Source organism: Bradyrhizobium sp. U531 (assembly GCF_051710265.1).
Taxonomy (GTDB): Bacteria; Pseudomonadota; Alphaproteobacteria; order Rhizobiales; family Xanthobacteraceae; genus Bradyrhizobium.
The window spans coordinates 82,583-102,173 of the sequence record NZ_JASVEN010000005.1; the positions used below are offsets into that span (position 1 = coordinate 82,583).

General features: G+C 64.7%; 15 protein-coding genes and 2 pseudogenes. 11 read left to right on the top strand and 6 right to left on the bottom strand.

Going from position 1 to position 19,591, the window contains the following annotated elements:
* The first annotated feature begins 16 nt into the window (after window positions 1-16).
* Complete coding sequence (locus tag QRQ56_RS22880) at window positions 17-3,025, top strand: FAD-binding and (Fe-S)-binding domain-containing protein (protein ID WP_438743131.1); 3,009 nt, start codon at window positions 17-19, stop codon at window positions 3,023-3,025.
* Window positions 3,018-3,446, top strand: a complete 429-nt coding sequence (locus QRQ56_RS22885; protein ID WP_438743133.1) for a GlcG/HbpS family heme-binding protein — start codon at window positions 3,018-3,020, stop codon at window positions 3,444-3,446. The genes QRQ56_RS22880 and QRQ56_RS22885 overlap by 8 nt, the downstream gene beginning before the upstream one ends.
* Window positions 3,447-3,511: 65 nt before the next feature.
* On the opposite strand, the gene QRQ56_RS22890 is transcribed toward QRQ56_RS22885, so the two are convergent.
* From QRQ56_RS22890 to QRQ56_RS22900, 3 genes and pseudogenes are all read right to left on the bottom strand, one after another.
* The gene (locus tag QRQ56_RS22890; protein ID WP_438743135.1) at window positions 3,512-4,915 is read right to left on the bottom strand and encodes a hypothetical protein; all 1,404 of its coding nucleotides are present in this window, start codon (window positions 4,913-4,915) and stop codon (window positions 3,512-3,514) included.
* Window positions 4,916-5,103: 188 nt separating this feature from the next.
* Window positions 5,104-5,715 carry a DUF3102 domain-containing protein gene (locus QRQ56_RS22895; protein WP_438743136.1) on the bottom strand — a complete coding sequence of 204 codons (612 nt, stop codon included), beginning with the start codon at window positions 5,713-5,715 and terminating at the stop codon, window positions 5,104-5,106.
* 288 nt (window positions 5,716-6,003) lie between these two features.
* Window positions 6,004-6,564 (bottom strand): annotated as a pseudogene (locus QRQ56_RS22900) (tripartite tricarboxylate transporter permease); the annotation flags it as partial.
* Between the two features lie 85 nt (window positions 6,565-6,649).
* On the opposite strand from QRQ56_RS22900, the pseudogene QRQ56_RS22905 reads away from it, so the two are divergent.
* From QRQ56_RS22905 to QRQ56_RS22920, 4 genes and pseudogenes are all read left to right on the top strand, one after another.
* A pseudogene (locus tag QRQ56_RS22905) lies at window positions 6,650-6,800 on the top strand (heme-binding protein); the annotation flags it as partial.
* Between the two features lie 457 nt (window positions 6,801-7,257).
* The gene (locus tag QRQ56_RS22910) at window positions 7,258-7,431 is read left to right on the top strand and encodes a hypothetical protein (protein ID WP_438743137.1); all 174 of its coding nucleotides are present in this window, start codon (window positions 7,258-7,260) and stop codon (window positions 7,429-7,431) included.
* 111 nt (window positions 7,432-7,542) lie between these two features.
* Entirely contained in the window at window positions 7,543-8,505 is a 963-nt protein-coding gene (locus QRQ56_RS22915) for a hypothetical protein (RefSeq protein WP_438743139.1), read from the top strand.
* Between the two features lie 167 nt (window positions 8,506-8,672).
* A complete protein-coding gene (locus QRQ56_RS22920) occupies window positions 8,673-10,229 on the top strand; it encodes an AAA family ATPase (protein WP_438743140.1) in 1,557 nt (518 codons plus the stop codon).
* Between the two features lie 106 nt (window positions 10,230-10,335).
* Here the strand turns inward: QRQ56_RS22920 and QRQ56_RS22925 are convergent, their stop codons facing one another.
* Together QRQ56_RS22925 and QRQ56_RS22930 are read right to left on the bottom strand one after the other, a co-directional pair.
* Window positions 10,336-10,470 (bottom strand): hypothetical protein, encoded by a 135-nt coding sequence (locus QRQ56_RS22925; RefSeq protein ID WP_438743141.1) that lies wholly within the window; start codon window positions 10,468-10,470, stop codon window positions 10,336-10,338.
* Between the two features lie 171 nt (window positions 10,471-10,641).
* Window positions 10,642-11,424, bottom strand: coding sequence for an enoyl-CoA hydratase/isomerase family protein (locus tag QRQ56_RS22930; RefSeq protein WP_438743142.1), 783 nt, complete (start codon window positions 11,422-11,424; stop codon window positions 10,642-10,644).
* 168 nt (window positions 11,425-11,592) lie between these two features.
* Between QRQ56_RS22930 and QRQ56_RS22935 the strand changes: the two genes are divergently transcribed.
* Window positions 11,593-12,969: a caspase family protein gene (locus tag QRQ56_RS22935; protein WP_438743144.1), complete on the top strand. Its 1,377-nt coding sequence runs from the start codon at window positions 11,593-11,595 to the stop codon at window positions 12,967-12,969.
* Here QRQ56_RS22935 and QRQ56_RS22940 read toward each other — a convergent pair.
* Window positions 12,966-15,068 carry a molybdopterin oxidoreductase family protein gene (locus tag QRQ56_RS22940; protein WP_438743145.1) on the bottom strand — a complete coding sequence of 701 codons (2,103 nt, stop codon included), beginning with the start codon at window positions 15,066-15,068 and terminating at the stop codon, window positions 12,966-12,968. The two genes, QRQ56_RS22935 and QRQ56_RS22940, sit on opposite strands and share 4 nt — an antisense overlap.
* A gap of 234 nt (window positions 15,069-15,302) precedes the next feature.
* On the opposite strand from QRQ56_RS22940, the gene QRQ56_RS22945 reads away from it, so the two are divergent.
* The 4 genes from QRQ56_RS22945 to QRQ56_RS22960 are packed head-to-tail and all read left to right on the top strand — an operon-like array spanning window position 15,303 to window position 19,587.
* Window positions 15,303-16,277 carry a Bug family tripartite tricarboxylate transporter substrate binding protein gene (locus QRQ56_RS22945; protein WP_438743146.1) on the top strand — a complete coding sequence of 325 codons (975 nt, stop codon included), beginning with the start codon at window positions 15,303-15,305 and terminating at the stop codon, window positions 16,275-16,277.
* Between the two features lie 15 nt (window positions 16,278-16,292).
* On the top strand, window positions 16,293-16,763 hold the full coding sequence (locus QRQ56_RS22950; RefSeq protein WP_438743147.1) for a (2Fe-2S)-binding protein: 471 nt from the start codon (window positions 16,293-16,295) through the stop codon (window positions 16,761-16,763).
* Complete coding sequence (locus QRQ56_RS22955) at window positions 16,760-18,892, top strand: molybdopterin cofactor-binding domain-containing protein (protein ID WP_438743148.1); 2,133 nt, start codon at window positions 16,760-16,762, stop codon at window positions 18,890-18,892. Before QRQ56_RS22950 ends, QRQ56_RS22955 begins: the two co-directional genes overlap by 4 nt.
* The gene (locus tag QRQ56_RS22960; RefSeq protein WP_438743149.1) at window positions 18,889-19,587 is read left to right on the top strand and encodes a molybdate ABC transporter substrate-binding protein; all 699 of its coding nucleotides are present in this window, start codon (window positions 18,889-18,891) and stop codon (window positions 19,585-19,587) included. Before QRQ56_RS22955 ends, QRQ56_RS22960 begins: the two co-directional genes overlap by 4 nt.
* Window positions 19,588-19,591: the final 4 nt, after the last annotated feature.

Consider the following 19,591-nt stretch of genomic DNA (forward strand, 5'->3'; position numbering starts at 1 on the left):
CAGGCAAAAGCGGATTATGGCAACGGAAGTGGCTGGAAAATCACCGAAATCGACCCAAAAGGACGGCCTGGCGGCGCGTCTGGCCCGGGAAATCACGGGTGATGTCCTGTTCGACGGCTTCAGCCGCGGCCGCTATGCCACCGACGCCTCGTTCTATCAGATCATGCCCACGGGCGTAGTCGTGCCCAAGAGCATGGACGAGGCGCTGCGGGCCCTTGCGATCGCCCGCGACGAGGGCGTGAAGGTCACCCCGCGCGGCGGCGGCACCTCACAATGCGGCCAGACCGTCAATGACGGACTGGTGGTCGATCTCTCGAAGCACCTGAACCGGATCCTGTCGCTCGACGTCGCGGGCCGCACCTGCGTGGTCGAGCCCGGCATCGTGCTCGACGACCTCAATCGCCAGCTCAAGAAGCACGGCCTGTGGTTTCCGGTCGACGTCTCCACCGCCTCCCGTGCCACCATCGGCGGCATGGCCGGCAACAATTCCTGCGGCGGCCGCTCGCTGCGCTACGGCACCATGCGCGACAACACCCTTTCGCTGGAGGCCTCGCTCGCCGACGGCACGCTAAGCCGGTTCGGCGAGGTCTCGTGTGACCTCTCGGACAGCGACGCCGGCGACGACATGCGCGCCCTGTTCCGCGACATGCTCGATCTCGGGACGCGCGAGGCCGACGAGATCGCGGCGCGCTTTCCAAAGGTGCAGCGCCGCGTCGGCGGCTATAATCTCGATGCCCTGGTGCCGCGCAACGCCCGCAACAACATGGCGCATCTCCTGGTCGGCTCCGAAGGCACCCTCGCCTTCACCACCAAGGTCGAGCTGAAGCTCTGGCCCGTCATTCGCAACAAGGCGCTGGGCGTCTGCCATTTCGGCAGCTTCTACGAGGCGATGGACGCGGCCCAGCATCTGGTCAAGCTGAAGCCGATCGCGGTCGAGCTGGTCGACCGCACCATGCTCGCGCTCGGCCGCGACATCGCGATGTTCAAGCCGATCATCAATGCGGCGATCAAGGGCGATCCGGATGCCGTGCTGGTGGTCGAATTCGCCGAGGAAGACCAGGCGGACAATCTGTTGCGCCTGGAGCAACTCACCGAGCTGATGGGCGATCTGGGCTTCGGCTGGACTAACGACACGCGCAAATGGGGCGGCGTGGTCGAAATCACAGAACCGGCGCTGCAGAGCGGCATCGCCGATTTCCGCGCCGCCGGCCTCAACGTGATGATGTCGATGAAGCAGGAGGGCAAGCCGGTCTCGTTCGTCGAGGACTGCGCCGTGCCGCTGCCGCACCTCGCCGACTACACCGCGCGGTTGAACGAGGTGTTCGCCAGGCACGGCACCAGCGGTACGATGTACGCACACGCCTCCGAGGGCTGCCTGCATGTGCGCCCGGTGCTGAATCTGAAGCTGGAGAAAGACGTCAAGACAATGCGCGCCATCGCCGAGGAGGCGTTCGCGCTGGTGCGCGAATACAAGGGCTCGCATTCCGGCGAGCATGGCGACGGCCTGGTGCGCTCCGAATTCCATGAGACCATGTTCGGCGAGCGTCTCGTCGCCGATTTCCGGGAAGTGAAACACCGCTTCGACCCCGATGGCGTGCTCAATCCCGGCAAGATCGTCGACGCGCCCAAGATGGACGACCGCTCGCTGTTCCGCTTCAAGCCTGACTATCGTGTCAAGGAGCTGCGGACGAAGCTCGACTGGTCGGCCTACCCCGGCGCCGGCGGCGGTTTCCAGGGCGCGGTCGAGATGTGCAACAACAATGGCGCCTGCCGCAAGCTCGAGGGCGGCGTGATGTGCCCGTCCTACCGCGCCACGCGCAACGAGAGAGACGTCACGCGCGGCCGCGCCAACACGTTGCGGCTTGCGATCTCCGGCCAGCTCGGCCCCGATGCGCTCTCGTGCGACGAGATGATGGAAACGCTCAAGCTTTGCGTCTCCTGCAAGGCCTGCCGTCATGAATGCCCCACCGGCGTCGACATGGCCAAGATGAAGATCGAGGTGCTGGCCGCGCGTGCCGCGAGCCACGGCCTGACGCTGCGCGACCGCCTGGTCGGATATCTGCCGCGCTATGCCGGCCTCGCCGCGCGCTTTGCGCCGCTAGCGAATTTGCGCAACAACAGCTCCTTGCTGCGAAAGCTGTTCGAGCGCTTTGCCGGCATCAGCGCGCGCCGCGCCCTGCCCGCCTTCCGCAGCGACGTGTTCGTGCCACCGACAGCAGCCATCGGACCTGAGACTGGCCGCGAGGTCGTGCTGTTCGCGGACACCTTCAACCGTATCTACGAGCGCGAAAACCTCGAGGCCGCGTTGCGCGTGCTCGCGGCCGGCGGCTATCGCGTGCACATGCCGAAGCCTGCGACCGGTAGCCGTCCGCTGTGCTGCGGCCGCACCTTCCTCTCGGCCGGACTGGTCGACGAAGCCAGGTCCGAGCTCGATCGCCTCGTCGCGGCGTTCGCGCCCTTCGCCGCGCGCGGCGTTCCGATCGTAGGCCTCGAGCCAAGCTGCATGCTGACGCTGCGCGACGAGCTCGCTTCGCTACGCAAGGACAATGATGCCAAGGCCGTCACCGCCCATGCGCTGACCTTCGAGGAGTTTCTGGTGCGCGAGGCCGAGGCCGGCCGACTGCAACTGCCGCTCGGCAGCGTCGCCGAGAAGGCCGTCGTCCACGGCCATTGCCATCAAAAATCCTTCGGCGCCTTCAAGCCGGTCGAGCAGGTGTTGCGCCTCGTACCCGGCCTTCAGGTGGAGACCATCGAGTCCAGCTGCTGCGGCATGGCCGGCGCGTTCGGCTATGGGGCCGACACGTACGATGCCTCGATCGAGATGGCCGAACTGTCGCTGCTGCCCGCCGTACGCCGCGCCGACCACAACACCCTCGTGGTCGCCGACGGCACCTCATGCCGCCATCAGATCCGCGACGGCGTCCAGCGCGAGGCGCTTCACGTCGCGCGTGTGCTGGCGATGAGCCTCGATCGCGCCGAAACGAATTCCACATCTCCAGCTGCAAAGGACCCCATCCATGGCTGACCTCACGCTCGACACCGCCCGCAAGATCCTGGACGCCGCCTTTGCCAAATCCGTCGAGCTGAAGCTGAAGCCGCTTGTCGTCACGATCCTCGACGTCCGCGGCGTGCTCAAAATCGCCGCCGCGCAGGACGGCACCAGCCTGATGCGCGCCGAGATCGCTCACGGCAAGGCCTACGGCGCGCTCGCGATGGGCATGGGCTCGCGCGCTCTTTACCAGCGCGCCCAGGAGCAGGCCTATTTCATCGACGCCGTGAACACGATTGCGAAGGGCGCGCTGGTCGCGGTTCCCGGCGGCGTGCTGATCATGGACGGCACGACCTTGCTCGGCGCCGTCGGCATTTCTGGCGATACCTCCGACAATGATGAAGCCTGTGCGGTGGCAGGCATCCAGGCCGCGGGGCTGAAGGCCAACGCGGGATAGCTGTTCTCCAAATCGAAGCACCGGTCTGTTTGAAGGTTCGAATGCCACGAGATCGGCAGCGTGAACTATCGCCTGCTCCTGGCTGCGGCCTGTTTCATCGAGTTGATGGCCTGTCTCTCGTCGGCAAATTTCAACCGGCTCTTGATGCGCGTAACCTGTTCGAGCAAGGGAGCCGGCACTTCCTCTATTTCGTTCTTGAGCCAGTAAGGACGCCGTTTCTGATAATGCTTGGCTTTTTTGTCGCTAGGAACATAGTTGGTTAACGCAGCAACCTCCTCGCGGTCGTAACGCGATGCCATGTTCGCGATAAACTGGTAACGCAAGCTCCAGAGCGTGTAAGGCAGAGCCATCCGCGGGAAGATCTCGTCGCAGATCGAACCCAGCAACTTCGCTACTTCTCTCTGCCAGATGGCGAATCGATTGAATGACGTCCAGCTCCTGGATAGCTCGACCATACGCTCGACAGCTTGCTGTGCTTCGGAACTGAAGGTCGTGATATCCAACGACCGGTAGGCATGCTCTTCCTCGTCGCCTCGCAGGGCTACGACATGCAACCATATCTGCGAACCGTCTTTGTGCGCGATCCTCTCGATAAACGCCGTTTCCCATTCCATCGGTCGGAGGCCGGTGTGCATGCCGGCATTCAGCCAATTCCACAAGGCGAAGCGCACCTTGCTGGGCTTCAAATCAAGGACCGCCTGCCTCAGCCGCAAGAAGTGCAAGCGGTCCATTCGCTTGGCGAAGCATCCGTCGGTCTCGCCGTCCAAAGGGGTCCGCGAACGCCCTTCATCCGCTCCGACCTGAAGATCTTCATTCAGCAACCCAATCGCTTCCTCGATATGGATCGAAGGGATGGTGCGAATGACAGCTACTGCCGCCTGACGATAGTTGCGCCATGTCCCCGCCGTCGATGTGGACTTCGATGCGAGGACCCAATTGGCGAAAATACGCGGGTCGACGTCTTCGGTTGGCGCACGAATATTGAGCTCATGTTTGTAGCGCGCCAGCAGTCCAATTCCGCGGCTCAGATATCCTGCGTAAGTATCGGGCTTCGCCTCATTCACTCGGCCCTCGCCGGCAAGAAGTCCGTCCTGATTCTCCTGCGCTTCTTCGCCTAGATCGAGATTGCGCAGGCGCCATGAAGCGCGCCGCCGCAAATTTCGCTGCGTGATAGCAGTCACAACCATCTTCAGCTCTTCAGGATGGGGACCGCGAGGTCTGACGTGATCGCGAACGGATCGACACGCTGGCAAGGCGATGGCGGGATTGGATATGGAATCCATGGGTGTCGGAAAAGGCTCCCAGGCAAATTCGCTTGCAGTAGCAAGCTGCTGCCCCGCGGGGGTGCCAAAAGCATCATTCTCGGTCGGCTTGGGAAACTTCTGCAGATTGAGCGCTTGCCTCAGGGGCTCGACCGGTCGCGGGGCGAGCCGCAAGTCGCGAGTTTTGGGAGTTTCCTGCTCGCTCATCTGACGCCAAGGGTTACAACGGGCACGTAGAGTAGGCCCATTCGGGTCGACACCCCCCGTTACTTGGCCCCTCTTGCAACAGTTGTAAGGTCGGGCGAACGAAGACTCGTTTCCCGCCAGTGTGAGTGTCGACGGCGCAATCGGCGTGTTGCGATTGTGCCGTCGAAGCCCAATTGAGCGACGCAGGGTTAGTGCGGGCTCTGCGAAGTCACTTCAGAGGTATCGGTGCTGCGCTGCTGTTGCAGGCCAGCCCGGAGACGCTCGCAGAACAGCGAGGTGATTGCTCTGGTCCCCTTGCCGACCAGGAGGATAACATTACGGACATCGTCCTCGTCGAGTGCGTCCAAAAGGCGCGCTGCGAGCTTATCGACATCCAGGACGGACGAGGACGACTTTTCGGACTTTGTGGCCGCGATACGCGATTCGACATCGCTGTGACTCGGCGCCCGCCCCGCGCGCGCTTCCGTCATCACCTCTGCGATCACCTGCGGGGGCGTGTTCGTCTTTGCCAGCATGTAGCCCGTCCGTGCCGCGAACACATGGGTCTGGGAGTGCGAGCGCGCGAAGCGCGCGAGCCGCATGCACAGCTGCGCTCTGCGGGGGTTCACCCGAGCTTCGGCCCGGCAGTATGCTCCGAACGTACCGTGGGGGAGTTTCGCCTTTGCAGAAATCAACCGCTCCCCAATATCGATGAGCAGCGGTGTCATGCGGTTTACGAGCTCGCGTACTTCCGCTGCGATCTTCCGCAGATCTGCGGCGTCGCTCGGCGAAATCGCCGAGTAGTCGAATCTGGTGCCCATGGCAACCTCTCGCTGAGCCTGCTGCAACGCGGAAGATCCGCGAGACGCTGCAAAAACAGGCAATTACGGGGGTACAACGCGCCTACGACACCACGACGAGAAGCCGCTTGGCAGGCGGCTCTCGATTAGAGGCTGCCCAATAAAATCCCAATTTGCAAGGGTTAAATGCGTGAGCGGAATAACCATCGTCAGCCATCTTCAGGTAGAACTTCGGTCCAAGCACGCGGAAGCCGTCAAAAGCGAAACCGTTTCGTATTTGGCCTGCAAACACAGCTCCGATCCGGCAGGGTCGCCACCGGAGCCGGTCATCGACAGGGCTATGGCGTCCGGGGCGCGCTTACCGAGCACGGGCGCCAGCGTTAGCGGCGCCACGGAGTGCCGATCTTCTTGAAGGCGTAGCCGACCACCCTGAAGCCGAGTATCAGCCAGATGTCGAACATCGCATTCTGGATGGCATAGGCGCGGATCGCGCAGGACACAATCATCGGCGCGACGGCAGCGAACGGCACGCGCAGGATCGAGGCGAAGATCGGCACGTCGTGAGCACCAGCACGAGGCCGACGACATTGCTGAGATACATCGAGGCGATCGGGCCCCAGACGAAGTCCTTGTGCTCGACGACAGCAGCGGCCCCAGATTGAGCTCCCACACCATCGGCCCGCCGAGCAGGATCGCGGCGTGCCGGAGCTAGGAATGCCGAGCGCCAGGATCGGCAGCAATGCCGAGCAGCAGGAGGCATGTGCCGCCGTCTCCGGCGCGAACACGCCATCCATGTGCGGCCCTTGCCGAAGCTCTCGGGTCCTTGGCGAAACGCTTGGCCAGATGATAGCCCATGGAGGATGTCGCGAGCGGGTGCCACCCATCTTGAACGGCGCGTTCGCCGCCTTTGCAGCCGCGATGAAGTCCTTCACCGTCTTCGGACTAGCGCTGTGCCGTGCCCGGCGGAGTACTGATCATGGACGGCATCACGCTCCTCGACGCCGTTGGCGTCTCCGCGACTTCTCCGACAATGACGAGGCGTGTGCGTTGCAGGCATCCAGGCCGCGGCCTTTGAGGCCAACGCGGGGCGGCGATGTCCCCTCTAGCGCTGCGCACACTAAAAAACGTCACAGATAAGGTTTGCCGAGAAGACGCTTGCTCCTCCCCCTGCCTCAAGGGAATTTACCGCTCCTGCCGGGTGGGCGGCCGGCCGCTCGACTTGTCTGGGTCGTCGAGCCTATCGTGATTGCGATGGATGGCCGTTCAAAGCTTCGTTCGCGGTCCCCACTATTGCGAGCGAAGATATCTCGGACCAAGATCCCACTATCCCAAGGCCGGCCGGTAGCGGGATGTCGCCTCGTCGAGCGAGCTGCGCAGTTCAAGGACGATGCAAATCGGCGGGACAATTTCGGGAAAATAAACGAATCTTTCACTTTGCGGTGGCGCACGGCCACATTTTGTTCTATATTTGTCCGGCTTGCGCAATGAAGCGCAGGGCGGCCGCCGCCGATGGATCAGATCGGACGGCGACCTAACCACCGCAGACTGTAAAGGAGTCTACCAATGGCTATCAGCCAGTATATTGCCGATTCGTCGGCGAATTTCGCTTTTGATCTTCCTGTTCCCTCTCGGATGGCTATCCCGTCGCGCCAAGCGCGCTGGGAGCTCATGGGCGCGTTGGGCCGTCCGGCGCGCACGGACGGCGGCCATTCGCTGTCGTGGATCGCGATCCGCTAGCCTTCGCCCCATCGAGCTTTCCGAACGGCACAGCTTCTCGGCACTTGAGGCGTCGAGGGCTCATGCGGTTCGGATTTCAACGGACATTCGATCGAACAGGAGATCTTCAACATGTCTTACTTCAAGGACAAGCCGCTCATCAGCACGCGCACCACGAGCCATGTGCACCGCCCGTATGGAGGTGTTGCAGACGTTCGCGAAATCATCGACCGCGCCGCCCATGTCAGGGTTCTGGTCTTCCCCATGAGCCTCGGCCCCAAGCTCGTGGCGAGCGAACTCGCCTGCCCGGCCTTTTATGCCATGACCGGCGACGCTCAGGATGGCAGCGTCCCGATCTATCTCGGCGAGACGAATTGCTTCAGCCGGCGGTTGGGCGAACACCTTGCCGATCCGCAGAAGGCGTGGGCCCGCCTGATGGTCGTGGTGCGCGGGACATCGAAGGAGGTGCGCTTCACGAAGGAGACCGCGGCCTACCTGCAGTTCTGGCTAACGCATGCGGCCGATCGCTGCGGCGTCATGAAGGTGGTCGCGGGCAGCCCGCCGCGGATGCCCGAGATCGATCCGCTGGACCTGCCGCTGCATGAGCGGATGCTCGAAGACGCCAAACGCTTGCTGTTCGATGCCGGAGTGACCGCCTTCGAACCGCTGCCGGGCGGCGTGCCGCAGGTGGACGCGCCGGCGCTGTCGCCGGAGGCGACTGACGATGTGGAGAGCGGCCCGATGGAGATCGACGTGCACCTGGCACCTGGCGGCGCGGAGTTCGAGTTGCGTTATGATGAGACGATCTGGGCGCGCGGCTATCCCGCCAACGACCGTTTCGTAGTGGCGGCCGGCTCGGATTTCCGCATCGCCACCAATCCGAGCGCGAGCCCGGTGACCCGGGCGCGTCGGGCCGCCTTGTTCGAGGCAGGCGTGCTGACGCCGATCCCGGGCGCCATCGATCGCATGCGCGTCACCGTCGACATCGCCTTCCCCTCGATGGCGACCGCCGCCAAGGCCGTCTGCGGGGCGCATGTCGATAGCTCGAAGTGGCGGCCCGTCGATCCGACGCAGCGCCCGGTGATGCAGCTTTAGAGCTGAGCGCGACTGGACGCTGCGGAAAGTTTTCTGCGGCGTCCATGTTCGTCATTTGCGTAGGCGGGGCCTTGCCCTCCTCCGCAATGGCAAAAGCGATCCGCAATTTTTTCACAGTAGGAACGGCTGCCGCCGTGTTTCGGCGTCGACGCGAGCCGAGCAATGTCATGATCGATGACCTGGATGACCTGCCGCCGAGCGACCTCGATGAGGATGTCATCGAGGGCGCGGCCGAGGATTCCGCATCCGGCGAGCAGGCCCCTGCCAGCTTGCCACGCGTACTGCGCTACGCGATCCTGGCCTCGCGCGCCGACCATTCGGTCTACCAGCGCCTCGCCGCCGAAATCGAGACAGTCTGCCCCGGCATCGCTTTGATGGAGACATGGATCGACACGCCCGATGCCGCAAGCGGATGCGCGCTTGCCGCCGAGCTCGACCACCGGGCGGTCCGCGAAGATAAGTCCGAATGCCGAAGCCTTGCCGATTGCGTGCGGCTGATCTCGCTGGCGCTACCCCGCGACAGGGGGCTCGGCGAAGAGCACCGCCGTGTCGCAGGCGCGCTTGTTGCCGCCTTTCGCAAACTTCCGCAGTCCATCCCCCTCGACCTCGCCGCTGAGGTGGAGGCCGTAGTTTATGGCTGGGCGGCGCTGCCAGTCTGCGCGCACGAAGTTATAGGTGCCTTTCAGACGCCCGCAATCCGGGCAGCTGCGATGCTCGGCGCCCGCATGGCGCGGCGCAGGATCGATGAAGCCGAGGAGACAGCGTTCGCCCGCTCGCGGGAGCGTCTGCGTAAAGCCGACGAGCGGGAGGCCATGCGTAGCGACGCCGATCCTGAGAGGCCGCTGCTGGCCGTCCCCGAAGGGCATGTCGTCGTGGTGCGAACGAATCCGGTCACCATGACGGGCTATAAATTGAAGGAAATCGTCACGCCGTTAAAAGGCCTGATCGATGTACCCTTGCCGTTGATCAAGACGCCGGCGCTTGCGGACGTGCGCCGTCAGTTGATGGCGGAATTCAGCTACGCGGCCAACGTCGTCGATTTCGTGCTGTCCGATCTCGTCGGCCGCCCCACGATCGCCTTCCGCCCGGTGCTGCTGGTGGGACCACCGGGCAGCGGCAAGACTCGTTTCGCGCAACGACTGCAGCAGCTGCTCGGTGTCGGCATGTGGCGGACTGATTCCAGCGGTGCCGATGGCGCGGCCTTCGCAGGCACCGACCGCAGATGGGCTACAGCGCAGCCGTGCCATCCGCTTCTGGCGATCGCCCGTGCCCGGCATGCCAACGTTATGATCCTGCTCGATGAGCTGGACAAAGCCGCGACGGGGCGAGACCATGGCCGCTTGTTTGACTGCCTTCTCGGGTTCCTCGAAATCGACTCGGCGCGGCAATATCCGGATCCCGCGCTGCAGACCACCGTTGACCTGCGACACGTTTGCTACGTTGCTACGGCGAATTTCATCGACAATCTGCCCTCTCCCTTGCTCGATCGATTCCGCAAGATAGACTTTCCCAAGCCGACGGAGGCCGACCTGCTGGCTCTAATCCCCGCGGTGGTCACCGACATCCTCCGCGACAAGGAAATGGACCGGCGCTGGATCGAGGGCCTGAGCCCGAGCGAAACCGCCGTCATCGCGCACCATTGGCGCGGCGGATCGGTGCGACGGCTCCGCCGCGTCGTCGAGATCGTGTTGCGCCAGCGCGAAAGCAACGCAAGCCGCCATTGAATGATCGCACCCGATCGCCCGGTGCCACAAGGTACTGCTCCGGGCGTTGTCATCCAAAGTCCCCCGAGGGATCAACCCTGCGTCTTGAGGACGCTTTCAAAAACTCTCAACCGCAATGAACTTCCGTCACCAAGATTCCAGCCGGGAACTCGCGCATCTTCGATGTCCCGTGCTGCGCGATCTCAATCTTCGGCGGAATGTCCTTCTGCGGCACGACGGTCTTCGCCGCGGCTTGCATCATATCGAGCTCCGGTCTGACCATCCACCCGAGCGGGCGAGTAGTAGTAACGCGGACACCGCATCCCTCGGCACGGCGATCACTCTCCATCGTCTTGGGTACCCACGGCCGGTGCGCTGCCCTGCTTGATCTCGTTTGAACAACTGATGATGCTTGCGTGGGATCCGCGAACTCTCACCTCCCCGTCCAGACCGGCTTGCGCTTCTCGCTGAACGCCTTCAGCCCCTCCTTCGCGTCCTCGGTCATCGCGAGCAGTGCGATCTGGCTTTCGGTGTAGGCGATGCTCTCGTCGAACGACATCGCGGCGATGGCGCGCATGGCGTATTTGCCGCGGCGGATCGCGGTCGGCGATTTGTCGACGATGCGGCCGATCAGCCAGTCGACCTTGGCATCCAGCTCGGCCGTCGGCACCACGTAGTTGAGCAGGCCCGCGGCCTGCGCCGCCCTGGCGTCGAACGGCTCGCCGGTGAGCGCCCATTCGCTGACGAGGCGCGGCGGCGCGATGTTCTGCAGGAGGCTGAGCACCTGCATCGGGAACACGCCGACCTTGACCTCCGGCAGGCCGAAGACGACGTGATCGGCCGCCACCGCCATGTCGGTCATGCAGAGCAGGCCCATGCCGCCGGCCATGCAGACCCCGCCAACCCGCGCAATCGCCGGTTTGGTGGCGTTCTGTGACAAACGTAACAGATCGGCATAGTCGACATTTGGTTTGGAATGGTCCATCGCGAAAGCGGCGCCGGAATTCTGCAAGTCGGCGCCCGCGCAGAACGCCTTGTCGCCCGCGCCCGTCAGCACGATGACGCGGACGTCCTTGTCGTCATGCGCGTCGCGATAGCCCTTGGTGATGCCGGCGATGACGTCTCCGTTCAGTGCGTTGCGTTTCTCCGGCCGGTTGATGGTGATCCAGAACGCCTGCCCGCGCTTCTCGGTGATGATTGCTGTGGTGTCGGTCATGGTCCACTCGTTTCCTTGCCTGTCGATCTGCCGCCATTTGCGGCAGGACGGGCGGCGCGCGCAAGGGCAATCTGCTACGCTGTGTCGGCGCAGCGTGTGGGCGCAAATTCGCGTGCCGATTGGACGACCGGTGACGGCCGCTATCCTGACTGGAGCTTTTGATCACCAATGAGCCACTTCATGCGCACCGCGATGATGTTGTTGCTGGCAGGCTTGCTCGCGGTCGGCGCGAGCCCGGTAAGCCGTGCGGCCGATGCCGCCAAGCTTGCGCTGGTGATCGGCAACGCGAAATATCCCGACAACGAATTCGTGCTGAGCGAGGTCGCCAACGACGCTCAGGACGTCACCGAGGAATTGAAGCGCGACGGCTTCGTCGTCGACCGGCAGAGCAATCTCACGGCCGACACCATGCGGCAGGTGCTGGACCGCTTCTACGCCCGCATCGAGCGCGGCACGGTGGCGCTGATCTTCTTCGACGGCTTTGCCATCCAGTCCAACCGTCAGACCTATTTGCTTCCCGTCGACGCGCAGATCTGGACGGAGCCGGACGTGGCGCGCGACGGTTTCAGCCTCGACGCCATTCTCGCCGAGATGAATACGCGCGGCGCGGCGATCAAGATCGCGCTGATCGACGCCTCGCGCCGCAACCCGTTCGAGCGGCGCTTCCGCCGCTATTCGGCGGGCCTCGCGCCGGCGATCGCGCCGAGCAATTCGCTGGTGCTCTACTCGGCCGCGCTCGGCGCGGTCTCGGCCAGCGGCAAGACCGATCACGGCCTGTTCGTCGCCGAGCTGCTCCGCGAGATGCGCGCGCCGAACATCACCGCGGAGCAGGCATTGGCCAACACCAAGAACGGCGTGGTCGCCGCGACCAACCGCGAACAAGTGCCGTGGCTGTCGTCCTCGCTGACCACGGAATTCTCGTTCGCAGGCTCGGTGACCCGGCCGTCCGACGGCAAGACCGATGTGCCGACGCCGACGAAACCCGAGAAGCCGGCGTGCGAGGTGCCGCAGGCGGAGCCCGCGCCGAACGCCGACGATCTCGCCAGGGATCCGGTCATCGCCGATCTCAGCCGCAAGATCGCCGCGAACGCCAATGACATCGCCTCGCGTTACAAGCGCGGCCAAGTCTACGCGATCAAGCGCGCCTATGCGTTCGCCATGCAGGATTTCGACCTCGTGATCCGCAGCAATCCTGGGGATGGCGAGGCGCTCAACAACCGTTGCTGGACGCGCGCTGCGACCGGCGACCTGCAGGGCGCGCTGGCCGACTGCAATCTGGCGCTCCGGATCAATCCCGGCTTGAGCGATGCGCTCGACAGCCGCGGCCTGGTCAACCTCAAGCTCGGCCGGACCGCCGAGGCGATCAAGGACTACAACGACGCGATCCAGCGCAACCCGCGCTCGTCATCGTCGCTGTTCGGCCGGGGCATCGCCACGCGCAGGGGCGGCGGCGACGGCGCCACCGATATCGCGCAGGCCAAGTCCATGAACCCGAACATCGCGAAGGAATTTGCCGGCTATGGCGTCACGGAATGCAGCCCTTAGAGCAGGGCCGCCTTCCTGATCCAGACCTTATTGTCGTGGAATGCGGCTCCGCCGATCGGCGCGACGGCTTCGGCGCCCGTCAGCATGTTGATGCCGCGTCCGCCGATATGGTTCTTGTTGGGATGAACGGATTCCGCTATCAGCACGCCGCGCCGCACGCCGTCGAACAGCGCCGCGGTGAGCGTGGTCTCGCCGCGGGTGTTGCCGAGCGTCACGGCATCGCCGTCGGCGATGTCGAGGGCGGCGGCATCCAGCGGGTGGATCATCACGCTCGCGTTCCCCTCGCGTGCCTGCGAGGACGGCGTCTCGTTGAAGGTGGTGTTGAGGAAGCTGCGCGAGGGGCTGGTCGCGAGCCGGAACGGATGCGCCTGGTCGGTGTGCTCGATCACGGCCCAATGGTCCGGCAATGACGGCATGTTGTCGACATCGCCCATCGTGACGCCGAACGGCGGGTGCGCCCAATCGGCCTTGAAATGGAACTTCCGGTCGGCATGCGCGAAGCCGTCGAGATAATGCGAGGTACGGAAGTCCGGTTGCAGGTCGCGCCAGAGATCGGCTTCGAGCCCGCCGATGTCGCCATGGTTGCTCAGCTTCAAGCTCGCGTCGATCAATTCGCGCGGCGTCATCTCGAAGCCCCGATGCTTCGCGCCGAGCCGCGGCGCCAGCGCCTGCAAGACCTGATGATTGGAGCGGCATTCGCCGGGCGGGTCGATCAGCTTCGGCCCGACCGAGATGTGCTGATGGCCGCCGCCGTAATAGAGATCGTCATGCTCCATGAACATGGTCGCCGGCAGCACGATGTCCGCCATCAGCGCCGTCTCGGTCATGAACTGCTCGTGCACCGCGACGAACAGGTCCTCGCGCGCGAAGCCCTCGCGCACCAGCGCCTGCTCCGGCGCCACCGTCATCGGGTTGGTGTTCTGGATCAGCATCGCCTTGACCGGGCCCTTGCCATACAAGGCCTCGGCATCGCCGGTGAGGATGCGGCCGATCTTGGACTGGTCGAGCGCGCGGACGCTCTGCTCGATCGCATCGTGGCCTTCGATGATGGATTCGTTGAAGTGCCACAGCGCGTAGTTGTTGAAGAAGGCGCCACCGCCTTCATATTGCCAGGCACCGGTCACCGCGGGAATGCAATTGGCCGCGTGCATCTGCGTGGCGCCATTGCGGCTGCGCGTGAAGCCGTAGCCGAAGCGGAAGAAGGTGCGCTTGGTCTCGCCAACCGCCTTGGCAAAGGCCTCGATCTCCGCCACCGGGACGCCGCAAATCGCGGACGCCCATTCCGGCGTGCGCGTCTGCAGGTGCGCTTCGAGCTCGGCGGGGCAGTCGGTGTATTTGTCCATATAGGCGCGGTCAGCGTAACCGTCGCGGAACAGGACGTGCATCACGCCACAGGCAAAGGCGCCGTCGGTGCCCGGCCGCAGGATGATCTTGATGTCGGCCTGCTTCATCGTGTCGTTGTCGTAGATGTCGACCGCAGCGATCTTCGCACCGCGCTCCTTGCGGGCGCGGGCGGCGTGCGTCATCACGTTGACCTGGGTGTTGACGGGGTTGGTGCCCCAGATCACGACTAGATCGGACAATGCCATCTCGCGCGGATCGGCGCCCGCGATCTTGCCGGTGCCGATCGCGAAGCCGATGCGTGCGACATTGGCGCAGATGGTCTGATAGAAGCGCGAATATTTCTTCACATGGGTGAGACGGTTGAGACCGTCGCGCATCACGAGGCCCATGGTGCCGGCGTAGTAATAGGGCCAGATCGATTCCGCGCCGAACTCGCGCTCGGCCGCGTTGAAGCGCCGCCCGATCTCGTCGAGCGCCTCGTCCCAGGAGATGCGCGCGAACTGGCCAGACCCCTTCGGTCCGGTGCGGCGCATCGGGTACATCACCCGCTCAGGGTGATGAATGCGCTCGGCGTAGCGGGCGACCTTGGCGCAGACGACGCCGGCCGTGTAGGTCTGCTGCTTCGAACCTCGGACACGACCGATGCTGCGGCCATCGACCACCTCGACATCGAGGGCACAGGCCGACGGGCAGTCATGCGGACAGGTCGAATGGCGAATCTCGATCTTGCTGTCGATCTTGGCGTGCTGGTTCATGTCCCAGTTCGTAACACCAAAATACCTGCCAGCCGAGAGCATTTTGCCGGCATTTCCCATGCGAAATGCTCAAGGCGGATGCGCCGGAGGTTCCTGCCGCGCCTGCGAAATGCAGCGCAACCACACCGAAATCCGCCCGATATTCCCTGCCCGCCCAGTTTTGTAAGCCGTCGACAGTCCGCAGTCCCTGCCGCTACAGTGCCGGCCAACAAGAACGACATCAGGGAGGTGGGCATGACGGCCCGAAGATTCATGCTGGCGCTGGCGGCCGGCCTGCTTGCTGCGTTCTCCGCACCCCCCTCATTCGCACAGGATTATCCCAGCCACGCGGTTCGGATCGTGGTGCCCTTCGGCGCCGGCGGCCCGGCCGATGTCGCGGCCCGGCTGATCGGCAACGTGCTGCAGGAGAGCTTTGGCCAGCCCTTCGTGATCGAGAACCGCACCGGCGCCGGCGGCGTCATCGGCACCGTGGAAGCTGCGAAGTCGCCGGCCGACGGCTACACGCTGCTGATGATGTCCAACACCCAGACCGCGAATGAATCGCTGCTGAGCCCGGACAAGCGCAAATACGAGCTGATGCGCGACCTCGCCCCGATCGCGCCGGTGAACTATTCCGATCTCGTCATCGTGGTGAACCCGCAAGTCCCGGCGAAGACGCTGGCCGAGTTCATCGCCCTCGCCAAGACGCAGCCGGGCAAGCTGAACTATGCCTCATCAGGTCAGGGCACTCCCTATCACATGGCCGGCGAGCTGTTCAAAGCCATGGCGGGAATCGACGTCGTGCACGTCCCCTATCGCAACAGCGGTGAAGCACGCAGCGGCGTGATCGGCGGACAGGTGCAGATGATGATCGACGCGGTCCCGGCGATGGCCCCGAACATCGCCGAGAACCAGGTCCGCGCGCTCGCCACCACCGGCAAGCAGCGCTCCACCGTGCTGCCGAACGCACCGACCGCGATCGAGGCCGGAGTCCCGGGTTATGAGGCGACGATCTGGCTCGGCTTGATGGCGCCTGCCGGCACGCCAAAGCCCGTGATCGACAAGCTCAATGCGGCCGTCAACGCGATGGTGAAGCGGCTCGACATCGTCAAGCTCTGGACCGAGCAGGGCGCCGTGCCCATGTCGATGACGCCGGAGGAGTTCGACAAATTCCTGCGCGGCGACATCGAGAAATGGGCCGATGTCGTCAAGAAGTTCAACAAGTCCTGAGGTTGCCCGGCGATCATGCCCAACGTTCAATTCCAGCTCAACGGTGCGGCAGCCGCCGTGGATGCCGATCCGGATCAGGCGTTGCTCGATGTGCTGCGCAGCCAGCTCGGTGTCACCAGTCCGCATTTCGGATGTGGCGCCGGCGAATGCGGCGCCTGTCACGTGATGGTCGATGGCCATGCGATGAGCTCCTGCGACATGCCGATGTGGTCGGTCGCGGGCAAGGACGTCGTCACGGTCGAAGGCCTCGGGACCGCAGAGCAGCCGCATCCGCTGCAGCGCGCCTTCATTACCGAACAGGCGATGCAGTGCGGCTATTGCGTCTCGGGAATCCTGATCAGCGCAGCGGCGCTGCTGCAACGCAATCCATCCCCGACCGAAGCCGATGTTCGAGCGGCGCTCGATCGCAATCTGTGCCGCTGCGGATCGCATAACCGCATGGTCCGCGCCGTGCTGCGTGCGGCGGCGGAAATGGCGGCGTCATGAGCAATTCGTCCCCTGCCCCGAAATGGCCGGTCAGCCTCGCGGCCAATCCAAAACTGTCGTCCTGGGTGCGGCTCAGCGGCGATGGCCGTGTGGCGATCTCGCCCGGCAAGGTCGAGATCGGCCAGGGCATCGTCACGGCACTGGCGCAGATCGCCGCGGACGAGCTCGACGTCGATATTGGCCGTATCGACATGGTCCGCGCCTCGACGGCGATGAGCCCGAACGAAGGCGTCACCTCAGGCAGTCTCTCGATCCAGCAGTCCGGCCGCGCGCTGCGCCAGGTCTGCGCTGAGGTGCGCCGGCGCTTCCTCACCGTGGCATCGGAGCGTCTCGGCGTCGACGCGGCATCGCTCGAGGTGGACGACGGCACCATTTCGGGCCCGGGCAATGTCAGGACCAGCTATTGGGAGCTGGTGGATGACGTCCCGCTCGATCTCGACGCCACCGCGACCGCAAGCGCGAAGAGCATTGCGAGGCGTAGCGTGGCAGGACATTCGGTCCAGCGCGTCGATATTCCCGACAAGGTGTTCGCGCGGCCGCGCTTCATCCACGATCTCGCACTTCCGGGACTGGTGCACGGTCGCGTGCTGCGGCCGGAGATTTCGGGCGCCAGATTGATCGCGCTTGATGAGAAGGCCGCGGGCGCGGTCCCCGGCCTCGTTGCGATCGTCCGCGACGGCGGCTTTGCCGGCGTGGTCGCCGACAGCGAGATTGCGGCAGACGCCGCGCTGAAGGCCTTGCGCAAGGGCGCGACATGGTCGGCCGGGGAGCCGCTGCCCGATGAAAACGATCTCGCGGGCTTTTTGAAGAGCCAGCCGGTCGAGACCACTGTCATCGACAGCAGAACGGCGGAGCCGGCGCGAGAAGCCGCCCAAACCCTCCGCCGGCAATATACTCGCCCCTATATCGCCCATGCCTCGATCGCGCCGTCCTGCGCCATGGCCCGATGGGACGGCGATCGCGTCCATGTCTGGACCCACAGCCAGGGTGTCTATCTGCTGCGCGCCGATCTCGCGATCGTACTCAAGCTGCCGGCGGAGAACATCGTGGTCGAGCACATGGAAGGCGCCGGCTGCTACGGACATAACGCGGCCGACGACGTCGCGCTGGATGCCGTGCTGCTGGCCAAGGCGGCAGGAGGCCGTCCGGTGCGGGTGCAGTGGTCACGCCACGACGAGATGTCCCAGGCGCCGTTCGGCGCGGCGATGGCCATCGAGATCGAAGCCGATCTCGACGCCAACAACGAGATCGTCGGCTGGCGTCACGCGATCTGGAGCAATGGTCATGCCGCGAGGCCAGGACGCGCGGCACAGCCGGCGCTGCTGGCCGCAACCGAGATCGCCAATCCCTATCCGCGCATGATCTCGACCAACCCGCCGGCGGCCAATGGCGGCGGCGGCGACCGCAACTCCGTCCCGCTGTACGATCTGCCGGCCTGGACGATCGCCAGCCACCGGCTGCTGACCATGCCGGTGAGGACCTCGGCGCTGCGGACGCTTGGCGGGCAAGGCAATGTCTTCGCCATCGAGTCTCTGCTCGACGAGATCGCGGCCTTGCGCGGCGAGGATCCGGTCGCATTCCGCTTGCGGCATCTGCGCGACGAGCGGGCGCGCGATGTCATCAGCGCCGCGGCACGGCGCGCCGGCTGGAAGCCGCAGAGGCGTCCCGGCATCGGTTACGGCGTCGGCTTTGCACGCTACAAGAACATGGGCGCTTATTGCGCGGCCATTGCCGAGATCGAGGGCGCCGACGATATCCGCGTGAGGCGGTTGACGCTCGCGGTCGATGTCGGCGAGGCCATCAACCCGGACGGCGTGATCAACCAGATCGAGGGCGGCGCCATCCAGGCCACGAGCTGGGTGCTGAAGGAGCGCGTCCGCTTCGACCGAACCCGCATCACCTCGACTTCCTGGACAGATTATCCGATCCTGACCTTCAGCGAGGTGCCGGCGGTGGACGTCGAAATCATCCAGCGGCCGGAGATCGAGCCGGTCGGCGCCGGCGAGGCCGCCCACGGCCCAGTCACGGCTGCGATCGCGAATGCGGTCCACGATTGCCTCGGCGTCCGCGTGCGCGACCTGCCGATCACTCGGGACAGGATCATTGCAGCGATGGAGCGTGCGACTTGACGACAGTGAACATCCTCAGCGGCGGCGCGGCGCAAGGCCTGGTCCGCGGCGTCACCGACGCCTTCAAAGCGCAAACCGGCTTCGGCATCGAAGGCGAGTTCGGTGCGGTCGGGATCATGGCCGACAGACTGCGCGCCGGCACCGCGGCCGATCTCGTGATCCTGACACAGGCGCTGCTGGCGAAGCTGGCCGACGAGAAGCTCGTGATCCCCTCCTCCGTGGCCGATGTCGGGCGGGTCGAGACTGCGCTCGCGGTCCGCAGTCGCGATCCCAAGGTCACGGTGAAGACCGAAGCCGATTTGCGCGACATGCTGCGTTCCGCCGACGCGATCTACGTCCCGGACACCAAGGCTTCGACGGCGGGACAGCACGTCGCGAAGGTGCTCGATCACTTGGGGATTGCCTACGAGGTTGCCTCGCGCCTCAAGATCTTTCCGAACGGCGCGACCGCGATGCGCGAGCTTGCGAGCTCGACCGCGGCGCGGCCGATCGGCTGCACCCAGGCGACCGAGATCATCGCGACCGACGGCATCGCGCTGTCAGGCTCGCTGCCGCCGGGCAGCGAGCTGGTGACGATGTACACGGCCGGCGTGACCACGCGCGCCGCGCATCCGAAGGAGGCCGCGGGGCTGGTCGCCCTGCTCACCGGCGCAGATCGGAAGGAGCTGCGCCAGCGCGTGGGCTTTGCCGGCTAGAGCG

Excerpts from the sequence above, each read along its gene's own strand:
- QRQ56_RS22880 (WP_438743131.1), top strand. The coding sequence starts at position 17 with ATGGCAACGGAAGTGGCTGGAAAATCACCGAAATCGACCCAAAAGGAC.
- QRQ56_RS22885 (WP_438743133.1), top strand. The coding sequence starts at position 3,018 with ATGGCTGACCTCACGCTCGACACCGCCCGCAAGATCCTGGACGCCGCC.
- QRQ56_RS22890 (WP_438743135.1), bottom strand. The coding sequence starts at position 4,915 with ATGAGCGAGCAGGAAACTCCCAAAACTCGCGACTTGCGGCTCGCCCCG.
- QRQ56_RS22895 (WP_438743136.1), bottom strand. The coding sequence starts at position 5,715 with ATGGGCACCAGATTCGACTACTCGGCGATTTCGCCGAGCGACGCCGCA.
- QRQ56_RS22910 (WP_438743137.1), top strand. The coding sequence starts at position 7,258 with ATGGCTATCAGCCAGTATATTGCCGATTCGTCGGCGAATTTCGCTTTT.
- QRQ56_RS22915 (WP_438743139.1), top strand. The coding sequence starts at position 7,543 with ATGTCTTACTTCAAGGACAAGCCGCTCATCAGCACGCGCACCACGAGC.
- QRQ56_RS22920 (WP_438743140.1), top strand. The coding sequence starts at position 8,673 with ATGATCGATGACCTGGATGACCTGCCGCCGAGCGACCTCGATGAGGAT.
- QRQ56_RS22925 (WP_438743141.1), bottom strand. The coding sequence starts at position 10,470 with ATGATGCAAGCCGCGGCGAAGACCGTCGTGCCGCAGAAGGACATTCCG.
- QRQ56_RS22930 (WP_438743142.1), bottom strand. The coding sequence starts at position 11,424 with ATGACCGACACCACAGCAATCATCACCGAGAAGCGCGGGCAGGCGTTC.
- QRQ56_RS22935 (WP_438743144.1), top strand. The coding sequence starts at position 11,593 with ATGAGCCACTTCATGCGCACCGCGATGATGTTGTTGCTGGCAGGCTTG.
- QRQ56_RS22940 (WP_438743145.1), bottom strand. The coding sequence starts at position 15,068 with ATGAACCAGCACGCCAAGATCGACAGCAAGATCGAGATTCGCCATTCG.
- QRQ56_RS22945 (WP_438743146.1), top strand. The coding sequence starts at position 15,303 with ATGACGGCCCGAAGATTCATGCTGGCGCTGGCGGCCGGCCTGCTTGCT.
- QRQ56_RS22950 (WP_438743147.1), top strand. The coding sequence starts at position 16,293 with ATGCCCAACGTTCAATTCCAGCTCAACGGTGCGGCAGCCGCCGTGGAT.
- QRQ56_RS22955 (WP_438743148.1), top strand. The coding sequence starts at position 16,760 with ATGAGCAATTCGTCCCCTGCCCCGAAATGGCCGGTCAGCCTCGCGGCC.